The 17,413-nt window shown below is 42.9% G+C and carries 13 protein-coding genes and 1 pseudogene; 5 read left to right on the plus strand and 9 right to left on the minus strand.

From position 1 onward, the window contains the following. Window positions 1-53 precede the first annotated feature (53 nt). The 4 genes from HMPREF9010_RS00270 to hydF all read left to right on the plus strand — a co-directional run bounded on the left by HMPREF9010_RS00270 (window position 54) and on the right by hydF (window position 5,241). The gene (locus HMPREF9010_RS00270) at window positions 54-1,523 is read left to right on the plus strand and encodes a 4Fe-4S dicluster domain-containing protein (protein WP_004327104.1); all 1,470 of its coding nucleotides are present in this window, start codon (window positions 54-56) and stop codon (window positions 1,521-1,523) included. Then, the gene (gene hydE, locus HMPREF9010_RS00265) at window positions 1,504-2,556 is read left to right on the plus strand and encodes a [FeFe] hydrogenase H-cluster radical SAM maturase HydE (protein ID WP_004311776.1); all 1,053 of its coding nucleotides are present in this window, start codon (window positions 1,504-1,506) and stop codon (window positions 2,554-2,556) included. Before HMPREF9010_RS00270 ends, hydE begins: the two co-directional genes overlap by 20 nt. Continuing rightward, window positions 2,553-3,974 carry a [FeFe] hydrogenase H-cluster radical SAM maturase HydG gene (gene hydG / locus HMPREF9010_RS00260; protein WP_004307179.1) on the plus strand — a complete coding sequence of 474 codons (1,422 nt, stop codon included), beginning with the start codon at window positions 2,553-2,555 and terminating at the stop codon, window positions 3,972-3,974. The genes hydE and hydG overlap by 4 nt, the downstream gene beginning before the upstream one ends. A gap of 76 nt (window positions 3,975-4,050) precedes the next feature. Continuing rightward, window positions 4,051-5,241 carry a [FeFe] hydrogenase H-cluster maturation GTPase HydF gene (gene hydF / locus HMPREF9010_RS00255; RefSeq protein WP_008651974.1) on the plus strand — a complete coding sequence of 397 codons (1,191 nt, stop codon included), beginning with the start codon at window positions 4,051-4,053 and terminating at the stop codon, window positions 5,239-5,241. Between the two features lie 119 nt (window positions 5,242-5,360). On the opposite strand, the gene hisS is transcribed toward hydF, so the two are convergent. The 8 genes from hisS to HMPREF9010_RS00215 form a co-directional block, all read right to left on the minus strand. After that, complete coding sequence (hisS, locus tag HMPREF9010_RS00250; protein WP_008651976.1) at window positions 5,361-6,725, minus strand: histidine--tRNA ligase; 1,365 nt, start codon at window positions 6,723-6,725, stop codon at window positions 5,361-5,363. Between the two features lie 240 nt (window positions 6,726-6,965). Further along, entirely contained in the window at window positions 6,966-7,646 is a 681-nt protein-coding gene (locus HMPREF9010_RS00245) for a zinc metallopeptidase (RefSeq protein WP_004301089.1), read from the minus strand. 121 nt (window positions 7,647-7,767) lie between these two features. Then, a complete protein-coding gene (locus HMPREF9010_RS00240; RefSeq protein WP_004311780.1) occupies window positions 7,768-9,066 on the minus strand; it encodes an alpha-L-fucosidase in 1,299 nt (432 codons plus the stop codon). 109 nt (window positions 9,067-9,175) lie between these two features. After that, entirely contained in the window at window positions 9,176-10,447 is a 1,272-nt protein-coding gene (locus HMPREF9010_RS00235; RefSeq protein WP_004301093.1) for an adenylosuccinate synthase, read from the minus strand. Next, window positions 10,444-10,932, minus strand: a complete 489-nt coding sequence (locus tag HMPREF9010_RS00230; RefSeq protein WP_008651978.1) for a Fur family transcriptional regulator — start codon at window positions 10,930-10,932, stop codon at window positions 10,444-10,446. Before HMPREF9010_RS00230 ends, HMPREF9010_RS00235 begins: the two co-directional genes overlap by 4 nt. 82 nt (window positions 10,933-11,014) lie before the next feature. Then, a complete protein-coding gene (locus HMPREF9010_RS00225) occupies window positions 11,015-11,677 on the minus strand; it encodes a DNA alkylation repair protein (protein WP_004301097.1) in 663 nt (220 codons plus the stop codon). Between the two features lie 6 nt (window positions 11,678-11,683). Then, a complete protein-coding gene (locus HMPREF9010_RS00220) occupies window positions 11,684-13,732 on the minus strand; it encodes a dipeptidyl-peptidase 3 family protein (protein WP_008651980.1) in 2,049 nt (682 codons plus the stop codon). 95 nt (window positions 13,733-13,827) lie between these two features. Then, a complete protein-coding gene (locus HMPREF9010_RS00215) occupies window positions 13,828-14,292 on the minus strand; it encodes a helix-turn-helix domain-containing protein (RefSeq protein WP_004301101.1) in 465 nt (154 codons plus the stop codon). A gap of 267 nt (window positions 14,293-14,559) precedes the next feature. Here HMPREF9010_RS00215 and recQ point away from each other — a divergent pair. Further along, window positions 14,560-16,367, plus strand: a pseudogene (recQ, locus tag HMPREF9010_RS00210) (DNA helicase RecQ). A gap of 206 nt (window positions 16,368-16,573) precedes the next feature. On the opposite strand, the gene HMPREF9010_RS00205 reads toward recQ, so the two are convergent. Continuing rightward, window positions 16,574-17,392 (minus strand): tetratricopeptide repeat protein, encoded by an 819-nt coding sequence (locus HMPREF9010_RS00205; RefSeq protein WP_004307188.1) that lies wholly within the window; start codon window positions 17,390-17,392, stop codon window positions 16,574-16,576. Window positions 17,393-17,413 lie beyond the last annotated feature (21 nt).

Below are 17,413 nucleotides of genomic sequence, written 5' to 3' on the forward strand. Positions count from 1 at the left end.
GAAATTCTGTTCGTATCTTTGCACCAACTAACTAACAACCTCTTTATTACAATATGGCATTTACGAATAATATTATGATTGTCCGGCATAAACTGCTGGCAGACCTTGTTAGACTCTGGAAAAACGACGAATTAGTGGAAAAGATAGACCGGCTTCCGATTGAGTTGAGTCCACGAAAATCGAAACCCCTAGGACGGTGTTGCGTACATAAAGAACGCGCAGTGTGGAGATACAAGACTTTTCCCCTGATGGGACTGGATATGACAGACGAACACGACGAAGTTACCCCACTTTCCGAATATGCACGATTGGCATTGAGTCGTCCCGAACCAGACAAGGAAAATATCATGTGCGTCATCGACGAGGCCTGTTCTTCCTGTGTACAGATCAATTATGAAATAACCAACCTTTGTCGCGGATGCGTGGCACGTAGTTGTTACATGAACTGCCCTAAAGATGCGATACGTTTCAAGAAAAACGGTCAGGCAATGATTGACCATGACACATGTGTCAGTTGCGGTATTTGTCACAAGAGTTGTCCTTATCACGCTATTGTATATATTCCCGTACCTTGTGAAGAGTCTTGTCCGGTAAAAGCTATCAGCAAAGATGAACACGGCATAGAGCACATTGATGAAAGCAAGTGTATCTACTGTGGAAAATGCATGAATGCTTGTCCGTTCGGGGCTATCTTCGAAATCTCGCAAACATTCGATGTATTGCAACGCATCCGTAAAGGGGAAAAGATGGTCGCCATCATCGCCCCGTCTATTTTGGGACAGTTTAAGACTTCTATCGGACAAGTGTACGGTGCTTTCAAGGAAATAGGATTTACCGATGTGATCGAAGTGGCCGAAGGCGCCATGTCAACCACTAGCAATGAAGCCCACGAATTGTTGGAGAAACTGGAAGAGGGACAGAAGTTTATGACTACTTCCTGTTGTCCTTCTTATATCGAACTGGTAGAGAAACATATTCCGGATATGAAACCTTATGTTTCTACCACCGGATCACCGATGTACTACACTGCACGGATTGCCAAAGAGAAGCATCCGGATGCTAAGGTTGTATTTGTCGGTCCTTGTGTGGCAAAACGAAAAGAAGTACGCCGCGATGAAGCCGTGGATTATATTCTGACGTTCGAAGAAATCGGTTCGATTCTTGACGGGCTGGGTATTCAGCTGGAACAAATGCAGGAGTTTTCCGTATTACATACTTCCGTTCGCGAAGCACACGGATTTGCACAGGCAGGTGGTGTGATGGGAGCTGTCAAAACTTATCTGAAAGAAGAAGCGGAGAAAATCAATGCGATACAAGTGTCGGACATCAATAAAAAGAATATCGCTCTGCTGCGTGCCTGCGCCAAAACAGGAAAGGCTGCCGGACAGTTTATTGAAGTGATGGCATGCGAAGGAGGATGTATCACCGGACCGAGTACGCATAACGACATTGTTTCGGGACGTCGCCAACTGGCACAAGAGCTGCTCAAACGGAAAGAGAGCTATGAAACAATGGATCGATAAACTACGACAGGAAAGAACACTGACACCGGAAGAGTTCCGGCAACTGTTGACCGGATGTGACGCAGAAATTCTGCGTTACATCAATAAACAGGCGCAGGAAGTCGCACTCCTCCACTTCGGAAATAAGATTTATATCCGCGGACTGATTGAAATCAGTAACTGCTGCCGGAACAACTGTTATTACTGTGGTATCCGAAAAGGGAATCCGAATATCGAACGTTACCGGTTAAGCCGGGAGAGTATACTGAACTGTTGCAAACAGGGCTATGAACTGGGATTCCGCACCTTTGTATTACAAGGAGGAGAAGATCCTGCACTAACAAACGATCAGATAGAAATGACTGTTGCCCGTATCAGACAGGAGTATCCGGATTGTGCTATTACGCTGTCACTCGGTGAAAAATCACGTGAGGCATACGAACGTTTCTTCCGTGCCGGAGCCAACCGTTATCTGTTACGTCACGAAACTTATAATGAGTTGCATTACCGGCAACTGCATCCAGCGGAAATGTCCGGCAAACGACGCCTGCAATGTTTAGCGGATTTGAAAGAGATCGGTTATCAGACAGGAACCGGAATTATGGTCGGCAGTCCGGGACAAACAGTAGAGCATATCATTGAGGATCTATTGTTTATAGAAAAGCTACGCCCGGAAATGATTGGCATCGGGCCTTTCCTGCCCCATCATGATACACCTTTTGCCGAATATCCCAGCGGAACGGCGGAACAGACGATTCTTCTATTATCCATTTTCCGCCTGATGCATCCGTCCGCATTGATTCCGGCAACAACAGCCCTTGCCACTCTCATTCCTGATGGCAGGGAACGGGGTATTTTAGCAGGTGCGAATGTGGTTATGCCTAACTTGTCTCCTCGAGAGGAACGGAGAAAATATGAATTATATAATGACAAAGCTTCACTCGGAGCGGAATCTGCCGAAGGGCTGGCTGCCTTACAAAAGCAATTGAAGACCATCGGATACGAGATTTCTACCGAAAGAGGCGACTTTAAGTACACTACAGAGAATATATGATATACCAAAAAGATTCATCAAAAGCAGAAGAGTTTATCCATCATGAAGAGATTCTGGATACGCTGGAATATGCGCAGAACAATAAGGATAACCGTGTCCTGATTGAACAACTGATTGAAAAGGCTGCTCTGTGCAAGGGACTAACGCACCGGGAAGCGGCTATTCTGCTAGAATGTAACCAACCTGACCTGATAGAACGTATCTTTCATCTCGCCAAAGAAATCAAACAGAAGTTTTATGGCAACCGTATCGTCATGTTCGCACCACTTTATTTGTCGAACTATTGTGTAAATGGTTGCCTATATTGTCCGTATCATGCTAAAAATAAAACGATTGCACGCAAGAAACTGACGCAGGAGGAAATTCGCAGGGAAGTGATTGCTTTGCAGGACATGGGACATAAGCGGCTCGCTCTTGAAGCGGGTGAGCATCCGTCACTAAATCCGATAGAATACATTCTTGAATCTATTCAGACGATTTACAGTATCAAACATAAAAATGGAGCAATCCGCCGGGTAAACGTAAATATCGCAGCTACTACAGTAGAAAATTATCGCCAATTAAAAGAAGCGGGTATCGGTACGTATATCTTATTCCAGGAGACTTATCACAAGAACAACTACGAAGCACTTCATCCCACCGGTCCGAAAAGCAATTATGCCTATCACACCGAAGCAATGGACCGTGCCATGGAAGGGGGAATCGATGATGTAGGTATTGGTGTGCTTTTCGGTTTGAATACTTATCGGTATGATTTTATCGGATTGTTAATGCATGCCGAACATCTGGAAGCCAAATTCGGTGTAGGTCCCCATACAATCAGTGTGCCGCGTATCTGTTCGGCGGATGACATTAATGCCGGAGATTTTCCGAATTCAATTTCCGATGAGATATTCAGTAAGATTGTAGCTGTTATCCGAATTGCCGTTCCTTATACTGGAATGATTATTTCCACACGTGAATCACAAGAATCACGCAAGAAGGTACTCGAATTGGGTATCTCACAAATCAGCGGCGGCTCACGTACCAGTGTAGGCGGATATGCTGAAACGGAATTACCCGATCATAATTCCGCGCAATTTGACGTAAGCGATACCCGGACATTAGACGAAGTGGTCAACTGGTTGCTCGAACTCGGATATATCCCCAGCTTCTGTACTGCTTGTTACCGGGAAGGACGGACAGGCGACCGTTTCATGTCATTAGTGAAATCCGGTCAGATAGCCAACTGTTGCGGACCGAATGCCCTGATGACTCTGAAAGAGTATCTGGAAGATTATGCTTCCGAAGATACCCGCCAGAAAGGATTAGAATTGATTCTAAAAGAAACAGACCGAATCCCTAACCCTAAAATCAGGGAAATAGCTATCCGGAACCTCAAAGCCATAGCCGCAGGGCAAAGAGATTTTAGATTTTAAATCATACGCCAATGTGCCAATATATCAATGTGCTAATTAGCTGCGCATGAATTAACAAATTGAAAAATTAGTAATTATGAGCCTGACAGATACTCCAAATGCCAACAGACTTCATATCGCCCTTTTCGGTAGACGAAACAGTGGTAAATCTTCTCTTATCAATGCATTGACAGGACAGGATACCGCCCTCGTTTCAGATACTCCGGGAACGACTACCGACCTTGTATCCAAAGCTATGGAAATTCAAGGTATTGGTCCGTGTTTGTTTATAGATACTCCGGGGTTCGATGATGAGGGAGAACTTGGAGAGCTGCGTATCAGCCGGACTTTAAAGGCTATTGAGAAAACAGATATTGCATTGCTGCTATGTGGAGATACTACCTTTTCTCATGAAAAAGAGATGCTGGCACTATTGAAAGAGAAGAATATCCCTGTCATTCCGGTACTGAATAAAATAGATATACGAGAGAACAGTGATAGCTTAGCCACGTATATTGAGGAAGAATGTAAAATACGCCCGTTACTTATCAGCGCCAAAGAAAAGACAGGAATTGAACAGATCCGGCAAGCCATTCTCGAAAAGCTACCCTCGGACTTCGGTCAACAGAGTATCACCGGGGAACTTGTGACAGAAAACGACCTTGTACTTCTGGTTATGCCGCAGGATATTCAAGCTCCAAAAGGCAGACTGATTTTACCACAAGTGCAGACTATCCGTGAATTGTTGGACAAAAAATGTCTCGTAGTGACTTGCACCACTGACAAGTTTCCGGCAACCTTGCAAGCTCTTGCCCGCCCTCCGAAATTAATCATCACCGATTCGCAGGTCTTCAAAACGATTTATGAACAGAAGCCAAAGGAAAGTGAACTAACCTCTTTCTCTGTGCTTTTCGCAGGATACAAGGGTGATATTCATTATTATGTAGAAAGTGCAGCTACCATTGAAAGACTGACGGAATCGTCGCGTGTACTGATAGCGGAGGCTTGTACGCACGCTCCTCTTTCCGAAGATATAGGAAGAGTGAAACTCCCCCGTTTGTTACGGAAACGAATTGGAGAGAATCTGCAAATTGATATGGTAGCCGGAACTGACTTTCCACAGGATCTGACTCCTTACTCTTTGGTAATCCATTGCGGAGCATGTATGTTCAATCGTAAATACGTACTTAGCCGCATCGAACGTGCTCGGGAGCAACACATTCCTATGACGAATTATGGAGTAGCGATTGCTTTCCTCAATGGAATACTAGATCAAATAAAGTATTAAATCCCGGTCAAAAAGAAAGAGTCCGGTGCAATACCGAACTCTCGCAATATACAGTAAATTATTAACTGCTCAACTTTTGGGATGCAGTTAATAATTTTATAATTTCAATTCATCGCTGCTTATTTCTTCACAGTAGCAATCAGCTCCTCTGCTGAAACAAGATTCTGTTCTCCTGTCTCCATATTCTTCAGCATTGCTTTGCCTTCGTTCATTTCATTCTCACCGACAATAGCTACAAACGGAATATTCTTTGTATTGGCATAGCTCATCTGTTTCTTCATCTTGGCTGCATCCGGGAAAATCTCGGCACGGATACCGGCAGCACGCACTTTCGACAGAATTCCCATAGAGAATGCAGCTTCCTTTTCGCCGAAGTTGATGAATAGAAGTTCTGTTCCATTCACAGCTTCTTTCGGATAAAGTTCAAGTTGGTTCAATACGTCGAAGATACGGTCTGCACCAAAAGAGATACCCACTCCCGACACTCCTGCCATACCAAATACTCCGGTCAGATTATCATAGCGACCACCACCTGTGATACTACCAATCTGCACATCCAACGCTTTCACTTCAAAGATAGCACCTGTATAGTAATTCAGTCCGCGAGCCAATGTCAGGTCAAGCTCGATTTCATTCTTCAAGCCCATTGTTTCCAATGTATTCAGGATAAATTCGCTTTCTTCCACTCCTTTCAATCCTACTTCACTGGCCGATAATACATTTTTCAATGTTGCCAACTTTTCCGCATTCGTACCGCTAAGGAGAATAATCGGCTGCAACTTGGCAATAGCCTCATCACTGATTCCCTTCTCTTTCAGTTCGGCATTTACATTATCCAAACCTATTTTATCCAGTTTATCAATCGCTACAGTAATATCGACGATTTTATCCGATTCACCTATAATTTCAGCGATACCGGAAAGAATCTTACGGTTGTTTATCTTAATACATACACGAATATTAAAACGACTGAAAACAGTATCGACAATCTGCATCAATTCCACTTCGTTCAGTAATGAATCGCTTCCTACAACGTCAGCATCACATTGATAAAATTCGCGATAACGTCCTTTTTGCGGACGGTCAGCACGCCATACCGGTTGAATCTGATAGCGCTTGAACGGGAAAGTGATCTCATCACGATGCATCACGACGTAGCGAGCAAAAGGTACTGTCAAGTCATAACGCAAACCTTTCTCACAAAATTTGCTTGCCAGTTTGACAGCATTACGGCTTAACAATTCTTCGTCAGTAATCCCGGAAAAGTAATCTCCTGAATTTTGAATCTTAAAGAGTAGTTTATCCCCTTCATCGCCGTACTTTCCCATCAGTGTAGAAAGCATCTCCATAGACGGAGTCTCTATCTGTTGGAAACCATACAAATGATATACGTCACGAATCGTATTGAATATATAATTACGCTTCGCCATTTCTACCGGCGAAAAGTCACGAGTTCCTTTAGGAATACTTGGTTTTGCTGCCATAATATTACTGTTTATAATTTTAATGGCGCAAATTTACTGCAAATTTCCGAGCAATGCTTACATATATTTGAAAAAATCACCCGTATTGTGTCCATCCCCTATTAATATCGTAAAGAAACACTCAAACAAGTCCTCCAAACTATATAAAAAATCCTCCATAGTCTTTGGAAAGACTGCGGAGGATCCCTTTTTATTCTATAGAAGGAAGCTGGCAAAACTGCCTTTTCCCTTTTTCATTTCCTAGTCTCTTCTACCCATGAAGATCATGATGTAGTAAACCAATGTTGCTAATGAACCTAATGCAGCAACTACATACGTATAAGCAGCTGAACGAAGAGCGTCTTCTGCCTGTGCATGATTGTACGAATTAGTAATGCCGGATGAACTCAACCATACCAATGCACGTTTACTTGCATTGATTTCCACCGGCAGCGTGATAAAGCTGAACAATGTAGTCATAGCAAACAGGATAATACCTGCCAGCAATAACTGCGGGAAAGAGTTTATCAGCAAGATACCACCCAACAATACCCACGTCATAATGGAAGAAGCAAAGTTCACAACCGGAACCAGCGCACTACGCATCTTCAACGGAGCATACATACGTGCATGCTGCACAGCGTGTCCACATTCATGGGCCGCTACGGCAGCCGCCATAATGCTGTTACTTTCATACACCCCTTCACTCAAATTCACAGTTTTGTTAGTAGGATTGTAGTGGTCGGTCAACCGTCCTGGCGTATGTGTAACCTGCACATCATAAATTCCATTGTCATGCAACATCTTCAAAGCAACATCGCGTCCTGTCATTCCGTTTCCTGTAGGAATCTTAGAGTACTTCTTGAATTTGTTTTGCAAATTCATCTGTACCAACCAACTGACAACAGCGATTCCTATAAATAATACCCAATAAGACATCATATACTTTTCAATTTTAATTATTACTCTATATATCTATAAACAAATTGTTTGCCAAAAAATAAGGGGAAACGTTCAATGTCAGAATAGTTTCCCCTTGCTTTTATGAAGAATTAGCTAAAAATTAGTCAATTGTCAGTTCTACTACATAGTCAATATCTTTCGGAACCTCGGCGAATTCGAGCAAAACACCAGCTTTCGTCTTTGTGAAACGAACCGGAGACTGATCTTTAAACAAGACTGCTTTCTTAACCTTCTTGCCTGTCAATGGCAGGAACAAAGCTGCATCTTTCAGGTCGAGGATATGTACATAGAGTTTATTTCCTTTTTGTGTGGTCACTCCCCAATCATGCGGAGCAACTATGCCGCTTCGTGTTCCATAGATCGTTTCGCCATATTGTTTCATCCACTCTCCCATCTCTGCCAAGCGTTGCACAGCTACCGCAGGAAGTTCCCCATCAGGTTGAGGGCCGATATTCATCAAAAGATTGGCATTCTTACCGGCTGCCTTCACCAGATAGTGAATCAATGTCTTTGTAGATTTATAATTCTGGTCGGTAATCTTATATCCCCACATACCATTCATTGTTTCGCAAGTTTCCAACGGCAAGCGACTCACCTCCTGTCCAGAAAGTCCCGAAGCATTCTCACCCGGCAGATCGCGTTCGAAAATCTGAATATCTTCTCCATCAAAAGGCGTCTGATGATGATTGTTACCCACCAGGCAGCCCGGTTGGAGTTTATGAATCAAAGCATACTGCTCCGGTAATTCCCAGTTAAAAGATTTAGGTTGATCCCACCATCCGTCAAACCAGATGGCACCTACCGGACCATAATTCGTCAGTAACTCCGTCAACTGGTTATTCATGAATTGATAATAGCTTTTCCAATCCCCTTTCGAGTTCGAACGTCCCGTCCCCTGTCCTGTACGTCCCCAGGGATAGTCCTCACGCGCCCAGTCAAGATGAGAATAATAAAAATGAAGCTTGATTCCCTGCTTGGCACAGGCAGCTGCCAGTTCTTTCACAATATCTCTTTTAAAAGGAGTGGCTTTGACTACGTTATAATCCGAATACTTAGTATCGAACATAGAAAAACCTTCGTGATGACGGCTAGTAAAACAGATATATTTGGCTCCCGAAGCTTTAATAGCCTCCACCCATTTATCGGCATTAAACTTGGAAGGATAAAATCCACCTGCCAGTTTGGCATACTCTTTATAATTCAGATTATTGTTTGTCATAGTCCACTCACCGGTAGCGAGCATGGCATATAGCCCCCAATGAAGAAAAATACCAAACTTATTGTCCTGAAATTCCTGCCGTGCTTTCAGATTCTCTTCGGCAGGCTGATAAGGAGACTGTGCAAATGCTCCCAAGTTCATGACGAACAACAAAAGGAAAGTAATAAAACGTGTTTTCATAAGGCGTACATTATTTTTCTGTGTGTTTAGAATAGACTACAAAGGCTTGAATAAAAAAGGCGGAGTTTTTCTTCAATCTCCGCCTTTCCTCCATATAATAAATCAATGGTTATTCTTCTGTATAACGTTCGATCGTCTGTGCTCTGTCCGGTCCTACAGAAACAATCTTGATTTCTACGCCAAGTTGTTCTTCCAGGAAAGTCAAATAAGCGTTGAACTCTTCCGGGAATTCATCTTCGCTCTGCATCTTGGTCATATCTGTCTGCCAGCCCGGAAGCTCTGCATAAACAGGTTCTACCCCTTCTGTGATGTCATACGGGAAATAATCGATTTCTTCACCATTCACTTTGTAGGCAACACAAGCTTTGATTGTTTCGAAAGTATCGAGTACATCGCTCTTCATCATAATCAATTTGGTAACCCCGTTTATCATAACGGAATACTTCAGCGCTACCAGGTCGATCCATCCACAACGACGTTTACGTCCGGTAACAGAACCGAATTCATGTCCCAAAGTACACATCTTGTCACCTGTTTCATCAAACAGTTCTGATGGGAACGGGCCTGCTCCTACACGAGTACAGTATGCTTTGAAGATACCATATACTTCACCGATACGGTTAGGCGCCACTCCCAGTCCGGTGCAGGCTCCCGCACATACGGTATTGGAAGAAGTCACGAACGGATATGAACCGAAATCAATATCAAGCATAGTACCCTGCGCTCCTTCACAAAGAACGCTCTTACCATCTTTCAACAGATTATTCACTTCATGTTCGCTATCTACAAAATGGAATTGTTTCAGGTATTCGATACCTTCCAACCATGCTTTTTCCAGTTCAGTAAGATCATATTCATAATTCAGGCTCTTCAGAATTTGTTCGTGACGAGCTTTTGCGGCAGCATACTTCTGGTCGAAATTATGAAGAATATCACCTACACGAACACCGTTACGGCTCACTTTATCCGTATAAGTAGGGCCGATACCCTTGCCGGTAGTTCCTACTTTGGCGTCTCCTTTGGCTGCTTCATAGGCAGCATCCAGAATGCGGTGTGTCGGAAGAATCAGATGAGCTTTCTTTGAAATGTGCAAACGTTCTTTCAGCGGATGACCTGATGCTTCAAGCGCTTCTGCCTCTGCCTTAAACAATGCCGGATCAAGTACCACACCGTTACCGATGATGTTTACCTTGTTTCCTTGAAAAATACCGGAAGGAATAGAGCGGAGCACATATTTCTGTCCTTCGAACTCAAGCGTGTGACCGGCATTCGGGCCGCCCTGAAAACGAGCAACCACATCATACTTAGGTGTTAAAACGTCGACTACTTTTCCTTTACCTTCGTCGCCCCATTGTAATCCTAATAGAACATCTACTTTCATTTTTCTTTTTTATTGTTGTTATTTATTTTTTTCCGTTTGTTAGCTCTGTCGCACTTACTACATACTCCATATATATATAAGGAGTAATGCGAAAGCTGGAAGCGGCTCAATTTCGTATTTTCAATGGCATGCTGTAATTCCTCGTTCTGAAACTCGGTCACTCTACCACATTGAGTACATATCTGATGATGATGTGTCTCGCGATTATATGATTTTTCGTATTGGGAAGAAGTGCCAAACTGATGCTTAATGACCAGTCGTGCATTGATAAGGAGGATAATGGTGTTGTAGAGAGTTGCACGGCTCACCCGGAAATTCTCCTGGTCCATCATCCGTGAATAAAGCATGTCAATATCGAAATGACCGTCGATAGAATAAATAGTATCGAGTATGGCGTAGCGTTCAGGAGTCTTACGATGCCCGTTCGCCGTGAGATATTCCGTGAATATCTGCCTTACTGTATCTTTCACGTTTTGAGTTTCCATCATCAGCCAAAATTAGCGCGAACAAAGTTAAGCCTTTTTTGCGGAAAGCAAAAGAAATTCCTAGAAATAAGTAATAGGTTAATTATTCTTCAGTCTCTTCTTTCACCATGTTGTAGAGCATCTGCTCCCCTTCCAAGGTAGAATCAGCCATTCCCTCCACCAGACGGCATACTTGAAAGGCATGTTCTTCACTATGCTGCATATATTTGCGGATAACCAATAAAGCAGCGTTACGAACATGATAACTGTCGGAATGTACAGCACAGATTGCCTGATCGAGTAATTCGCCGGAGGCGCGTTCGGTCATATCCCCTTTCTTCATCAGAAGACGGGCAGCAGTCAGAAAACCGCAAGTCTGTATATACTCTTGCTCATCTGCAATCCAGTGAAAAGATTTGGCCGGAGCATACGGCAAATGCTGGAAGAGATTCATGCAAGTCAGCTCGGCTATTTCGATATTCCGGATATTTTCTACCCAAATGTCGGCTATCTCAGGATAAAACGTTTCAATCGGCTGAAGCATCCCCGCCAGAATTTTACATTCGCGAATGTCCTCTTTCCACAGAGCCTGTGCCAGGTCATGATTCTTCTCATAATTTTCGGCAATCATCTTGATACGAGGCAGTTCCACTCCGAAATTGAGTTTATAAACCAGCCCTTTCTCACGCATACTTTGGGACACAGCCCCGTTCATAGAGAGACGGAGCTGTGTCTTGATATCTTTTAATTGTTCTTTTATATCCATTTCAAATCAGTTGTTTATTGAAGGCAGCGGAGAATAATCAGTGCTGTAACGCAGCATTTGTTCTACATAACCTTCATCATAGGAAACTGTGACATCTGTAACAGTTCCGTTTTCATCTGTCACCAGTTCGTATTTCGGATTCACAAAGCCTTTGTAAGGAGCTAGATTCAGCTTCTTATAGCGTTCCAGAACTTCTGCATGCAGAGCCGGATCCACTTTTACCGCATAGTTTTCTACCAATGTACGAGCACCTTCAAAATCGCCAGTCGACTTGATGCGCTGAATTTCAGCTAATAATTCGCCGAAAAGCTGACGTACCTTCTGATAGTCATTGATAACCACATAAGTCTTTCCGTCTTTCTTCACCAGTTCCACCGCTTTATCGGCAGCTCCTTTTTCAAATACCCAACGGGCTATCAGCTGGCGATTGCGCATGTGAGCTTCTTCAACACTATTTCCCGGTTCGATACGTACCAGTTGTGTCATCAACCCGTTCATCAGATAAGTATAGTATTGAGCCTTATAAGCATCGGGAGAAGAGAGCAATCCCAGTTCCACCAGCTTCGGATCGGCTACATAATACAATCCGAATAAATCAGCACGTGCCTCTTCGATGGTAGAGCCATAAGCCTTCAATGCATCCGGATCTACGCCCGGAAGCAACTTACCGGAACCGTGTCCCAAACATTCGTGCAAGTCCGTATGTAGCTCGTCCGTTAAGTCAGAATAGGCATCAATCAGTTGTATTTCAGCATCGCTATAAACAAATTCTTCATTGAATCCGTTTCCGTGAGCGGCTTTATTATAAGCGTCTGTTATATTTCCGATTGTTACTGACTTAGAGCCGTGATGAGCACGAATCCAGTTAGCATTCGGCAGATTGATACCGATAGCTGTTGGCGGATAAAGATCACCTGCAAGGATAGCAGCAGTAATCACTTTAGCCGATACCCCTTTCACCTTTTCTTTCTTGAAAGATTTATCAACCGGAGAATGATCTTCAAACCATTGCGCGTTACTGCTGATAATCTCCGTACGATGTGTCGATTCCAGATCTTTGAAGTTCACCAAAGATTCCCAACTCGCTTTCATCCCCAGCGGGTCGCCGTAACTTTCAGTAAATCCATTCACAAAATCTATTCGTGAATCCAAGTCTTTCACCCAAAGAATAGCATATTCATCGAAATCTTTCAGATTGCCTGTTTCATAGAATTGAATCAGCTTGGTGATAACGGCCTTTTGCGCCTCATTCTCTGCCACACCTTCCGCTTTCTTCAGCCAATAAACAATCTTCTCAATAGCCTGTGTATAGAGTCCGCCTACTTTCCAAACCTTCTCTGTCAACTTTCCGTTTTCTTTTACCAAGCGACTGTTCAGTCCGTAAGAAACCGGTGTTTCGTCTTTCGGGTCTTTCATATCACTATAAAAACGTTCTGCCTCTTTCTGCGTCACTCCGTCATAATAGTTACAAGCAGAAGTCAACACAAGATCTTCGCCATCCGCCTGGTTTACCCGCTTCGGCATAACTGCCGGATCGAAAATCACCGGGAACAGCTCGGCACAGAGTTGATCGGCAGTCTGCCCTTTCTCCAGCGGAAGCAACTTGGCATCCAGACCGAGCACGGCCTGTTTCAAGAATCCCTGTGAGAAGTTCGGCACAAATTTCTCCGTACCATAGTGATGATGAATACCATTGGAGAACCATACCCTTTTCAAGTACACCTCCATGTTTTTAAAATCAGGCGTCGTTTTATCCCCCTGATAGTTTGTATATACTGCTTCGAGCATCCTACGGATTCTCAAATTATATTTTCCATTCTGGTCAAACAGAATATCCCTTCCTTCCAGAGCAGCCTCTGTCAGGTAATAAATCAGTTCCTTCTGTTTCAGCGTCAGTTCCTCAAATCCGGGAACCTTATAACGCAATATTTGTAAATCAGCAAATTGTTCCACTGTATAATCAAATTTTTCTGCTTCAGCAGTTGTTGTTTTACTTCCTCCGCACGATGTTAAGAGCGTGGCGGCCACTGTCATTAAAATCAGATGTTTTCTCATAATGTTAGTATTGATTAATTAAAATGAGAAAAGGAATTATCTCCAAAATCTTTCATTTAGAGGTAATTCCTTTTGACTAGTTTCGGAACGCGCAATTATTTCTTATTTTCGAGATGTTTTTTGCGATATCCATTAGGAGTCTCACCTACGTTTTTGTAAAATGCAGCGTAAAAAGATTGACGATTTGCAAAGCCAACCATGGCACTAATTTCTTCCACATTTTTGTCGGCATAACGTTTGTCAGTCAATAAATGCAAAGCATCTTTTACTCTGTATTCATTCAACAGGCAAGAATAGTTCATGCCAAAGCGTGAGTTTACTACTGCAGAAAGGTAACGAGTATTCGTTTTCAATTCTTTCGCCAAGTCCTTAGCTGAATAATCAGGATCCTTGTACTTCTTCTGTACAACGATGATATTCAGGATCTTGTCATACAACTCGTCTGCCAATTCCGGTCTAATCAAAGACCTGTATGCAGCCTTTTTTTCTTTCTTTTCCCTCAAATTGTAGGGACGTTTTTTCGGAGTTTCTTCCGTTTTTTTGTTCTCTAAATCACTCATTGAATTAACTGGTTAGGGTTTGTTCATTTGTTAATTATTGCTCATTTGCAACATAACATGTTACAAATGTCTTACTTTTTTTTAAACACACAATTATTTTGTGCATTTTTTTCTAAATAAACAATCAAAAACCTTGAAAAAGAGGGAATAGGGTTGAATAATAAGAAACTTTAACTTATTTATAATTCATATCAGAAACTGAAATCTACACATAATGAAAATTGCCAAAGAAAAATGTACCTTTGCAGCATGGATAAATCAGCATCAATGAGAGAAACTCTAAAGACATATTTCGGATACGATAGTTTCCGTCCTCTGCAAGAAGAAATCATCCGCCACATCCTGAACAAACAGGATGCATTGGTATTAATGCCTACTGGTGGGGGAAAATCAATCTGCTACCAACTCCCTGCATTGCTTTACGAAGGTACTGCCGTTGTCGTTTCCCCACTTATCTCATTGATGAAAGATCAGGTAGAAGCATTGCTGGCAAATGGCATCGCAGCCGGGGCACTGAACAGCAGTAATGACGAAACGGAAAACGTCCAACTGCGTCGCGCATGTGTTGAAGGACGCCTGAAGCTGCTTTACATTTCACCGGAAAAACTTTTAGCAGAAAAAGATTATTTGTTGCGGGATATGAACATCTCTCTGTTTGCTATTGATGAAGCGCATTGTATTTCACAATGGGGACATGACTTCCGTCCGGAATACACACAAATGGGAGTGCTTCACCAACAATTTCCGCAAATACCGATTGTCGCACTAACTGCTACTGCGGATAAAATCACGCGCGAAGACATTGTACGGCAATTACATCTCAACCATCCCCGTATCTTTATCTCATCTTTCGACCGCCCCAACATTAGCCTGACTGTGAAACGTGGTTTTCAAGCGAAAGAGAAGAACAAGGCTATCTTAGAATTTATTCACCGCCACGGGGGAGAAAGCGGGATTATTTATTGTATGAGCCGAAATAAGACAGAAACCGTCGCACAGATGTTGCAAAAGCAGGGTATTCGCTGCGGTGTCTATCATGCCGGATTATCCACCCAACACCGGGACGAAACACAGAATGATTTTATTAACGACCGCATACAGGTAGTATGTGCCACCATTGCTTTTGGAATGGGGATTGATAAATCAAATGTCCGCTGGGTCATACATTATAACCTGCCTAAAAGTATAGAAAGTTTTTATCAGGAAATAGGACGTGCCGGACGCGACGGTCTTCCTAGCGACACTGTCCTGTTTTATTCATTAGGAGATTTAATATTACTAACCAAATTCGCTTCGGAAAGTAATCAGCAAAACATCAATCTGGAAAAGCTTCAACGTATGCAGCAATATGCAGAGGCTGACATTTGCCGGCGTAGAATCTTATTAAGCTACTTCGGAGAGACAACAACAGAGGATTGTGGCAACTGCGATGTTTGTAAAAATCCACCTCAACGATTTGACGGTACGGTCATCGTGCAAAAAGCATTAAGTGCCATCGCACGTACGGAACAGCAAATCAGCATAGGACTGTTGATTGATATTCTCCGTGGAAACTATTCTGCTGAAGTTACCGGAAAAGGTTATCAGGAACTTAAAACGTTCGGTGCCGGACGCGATATTCCTCCTCGTGACTGGCAAGACTATCTGCTTCAGATGTTGCAACTCGGCTACTTTGAAATAGCTTATAATGAGAACAATCATCTTAAGATAACGTCAAGCGGAAGCAATGTTCTCTTCGGAAGGACACAAGCGGCATTGGTAGTTATCCAACATGAGGAAGCAGTTACCCGAAAAGGAAAAAGAAAAAAGTGGTTATCGCCAAAGAACTCCCCTTCGGTGCAGCAGGCGGCGAAAGCCAAGATTTGTTCGAAGCATTGCGAGGATTAAGAAAACAGCTTGCCGATCAGGAAGCTTTGCCTGCCTATATCGTCTTGTCAGATAAAGTTTTGCATCTGCTTTGCATCTCACGTCCCACCACTATCGAAGAGTTTGGAGAAATCAGCGGTATCGGAGAGCACAAGAAAAAGAAATATGGAAAGGATTTCGTAAATCTGATTAGACAGTTCGTAGAATAAAAGAAATTCTTTAATAGTATGCATTAACGAGTCACCTGACTAATGATTATTCGTTCCACCCGGGTTATCTTTTCGTTCCACCTATGTTTCCCTTTCGTTCCACAAAGGTAGAACGAAAGGGAAACATAGGTGGAACGAACTAATGCCTGTAATAAAAGACCCTAACTTATGTAAACCGGAAAGATAAAGTTACTTTATTTATAACTTCACTTACATTGCTTAAGCTGTTCGTGCAAATCAGCCGGAGGCACTCCCAATGAAATGGCTTTTTCAAAGTCGGCTTTTGCCAATCCTTTTTTCTTCTGTGTCAGGTAGATATTCCCACGCAGCAGATAAGCATCAGCCGAGGCAGCATCCAACCGGATCGCTTCCTCCAAATCAACCAACGCCAAATCTTCGTGTTTCATCTCACGTTCCACGTCGGCACGGGCAATATAAAGAGTCGCATCGTCAGGAGTAGCCGTAATCATCTTATTCAAAATTTCAAGAGCTTCCCGGAATTTTCCTTCTTTCTGCTCCAAAGTAGCTAATCCCAGCCGTCCGCTATAGCTCTGCGGATCAAGTTCCAATAAACGATTATAATCCATTCTCGCAGCCGGATAATCGCGGCGGAGCACATAAATATAAGCACGCATCAACAAAGCTTCCTTGTTCTGCTTATCCTCATCAAGCACCTGGCAATAATCGGTATAAGCACGGTCTGTTTTTCCCATTTCCATATAAATGGCGGCACGGTCGAGTAAAATAGGAACTGCCAAAGGAGCAAAATTCAGTGCAAAAGAATAAGACTCCAACGCTTTATCAAACTCACCCAAACGGCGCTGGACTAAACCTAAGTTAGAAAAGAGTAATGCATTCTTAGCGTTCTTCGGTTCTAACTTCAAAGCCTGAAGCAAAAGTTCCTCTGCTTTGGGAAGACTGTCTTTCTCAATACATTCAATGGCTCTCTCGGACAATTGCTGATAAGTTTGTGCAAAGGCAACAGCCGGAAAACAAAAAAGCAAAGCTATAATTATTCTTACCATGGTTCAGGTCTTTTTTATAAT

This window comes from Bacteroides sp. 3_1_23 (assembly GCF_000162555.1).
Taxonomy (GTDB): Bacteria; Bacteroidota; Bacteroidia; order Bacteroidales; family Bacteroidaceae; genus Bacteroides; species Bacteroides ovatus.

Coding starts and splice junctions, on each gene's coding strand:
- HMPREF9010_RS00245 (WP_004301089.1), bottom strand. CDS start 7,646: ATGATGTCTTATTGGGTATTATTTATAGGAATCGCTGTTGTCAGTTGG.
- HMPREF9010_RS00215 (WP_004301101.1), bottom strand. CDS start 14,292: ATGAGTGATTTAGAGAACAAAAAAACGGAAGAAACTCCGAAAAAACGT.
- HMPREF9010_RS00270 (WP_004327104.1), top strand. CDS start 54: ATGGCATTTACGAATAATATTATGATTGTCCGGCATAAACTGCTGGCA.
- HMPREF9010_RS00240 (WP_004311780.1), bottom strand. CDS start 9,066: ATGAAAACACGTTTTATTACTTTCCTTTTGTTGTTCGTCATGAACTTG.
- hydE (WP_004311776.1), top strand. CDS start 1,504: ATGAAACAATGGATCGATAAACTACGACAGGAAAGAACACTGACACCG.
- hydF (WP_008651974.1), top strand. CDS start 4,051: ATGAGCCTGACAGATACTCCAAATGCCAACAGACTTCATATCGCCCTT.
- hydG (WP_004307179.1), top strand. CDS start 2,553: ATGATATACCAAAAAGATTCATCAAAAGCAGAAGAGTTTATCCATCAT.
- HMPREF9010_RS00205 (WP_004307188.1), bottom strand. CDS start 17,392: ATGGTAAGAATAATTATAGCTTTGCTTTTTTGTTTTCCGGCTGTTGCC.
- HMPREF9010_RS00235 (WP_004301093.1), bottom strand. CDS start 10,447: ATGAAAGTAGATGTTCTATTAGGATTACAATGGGGCGACGAAGGTAAA.
- HMPREF9010_RS00225 (WP_004301097.1), bottom strand. CDS start 11,677: ATGGATATAAAAGAACAATTAAAAGATATCAAGACACAGCTCCGTCTC.
- HMPREF9010_RS00230 (WP_008651978.1), bottom strand. CDS start 10,932: ATGGAAACTCAAAACGTGAAAGATACAGTAAGGCAGATATTCACGGAA.
- HMPREF9010_RS00220 (WP_008651980.1), bottom strand. CDS start 13,732: ATGAGAAAACATCTGATTTTAATGACAGTGGCCGCCACGCTCTTAACA.
- hisS (WP_008651976.1), bottom strand. CDS start 6,725: ATGGCAGCAAAACCAAGTATTCCTAAAGGAACTCGTGACTTTTCGCCG.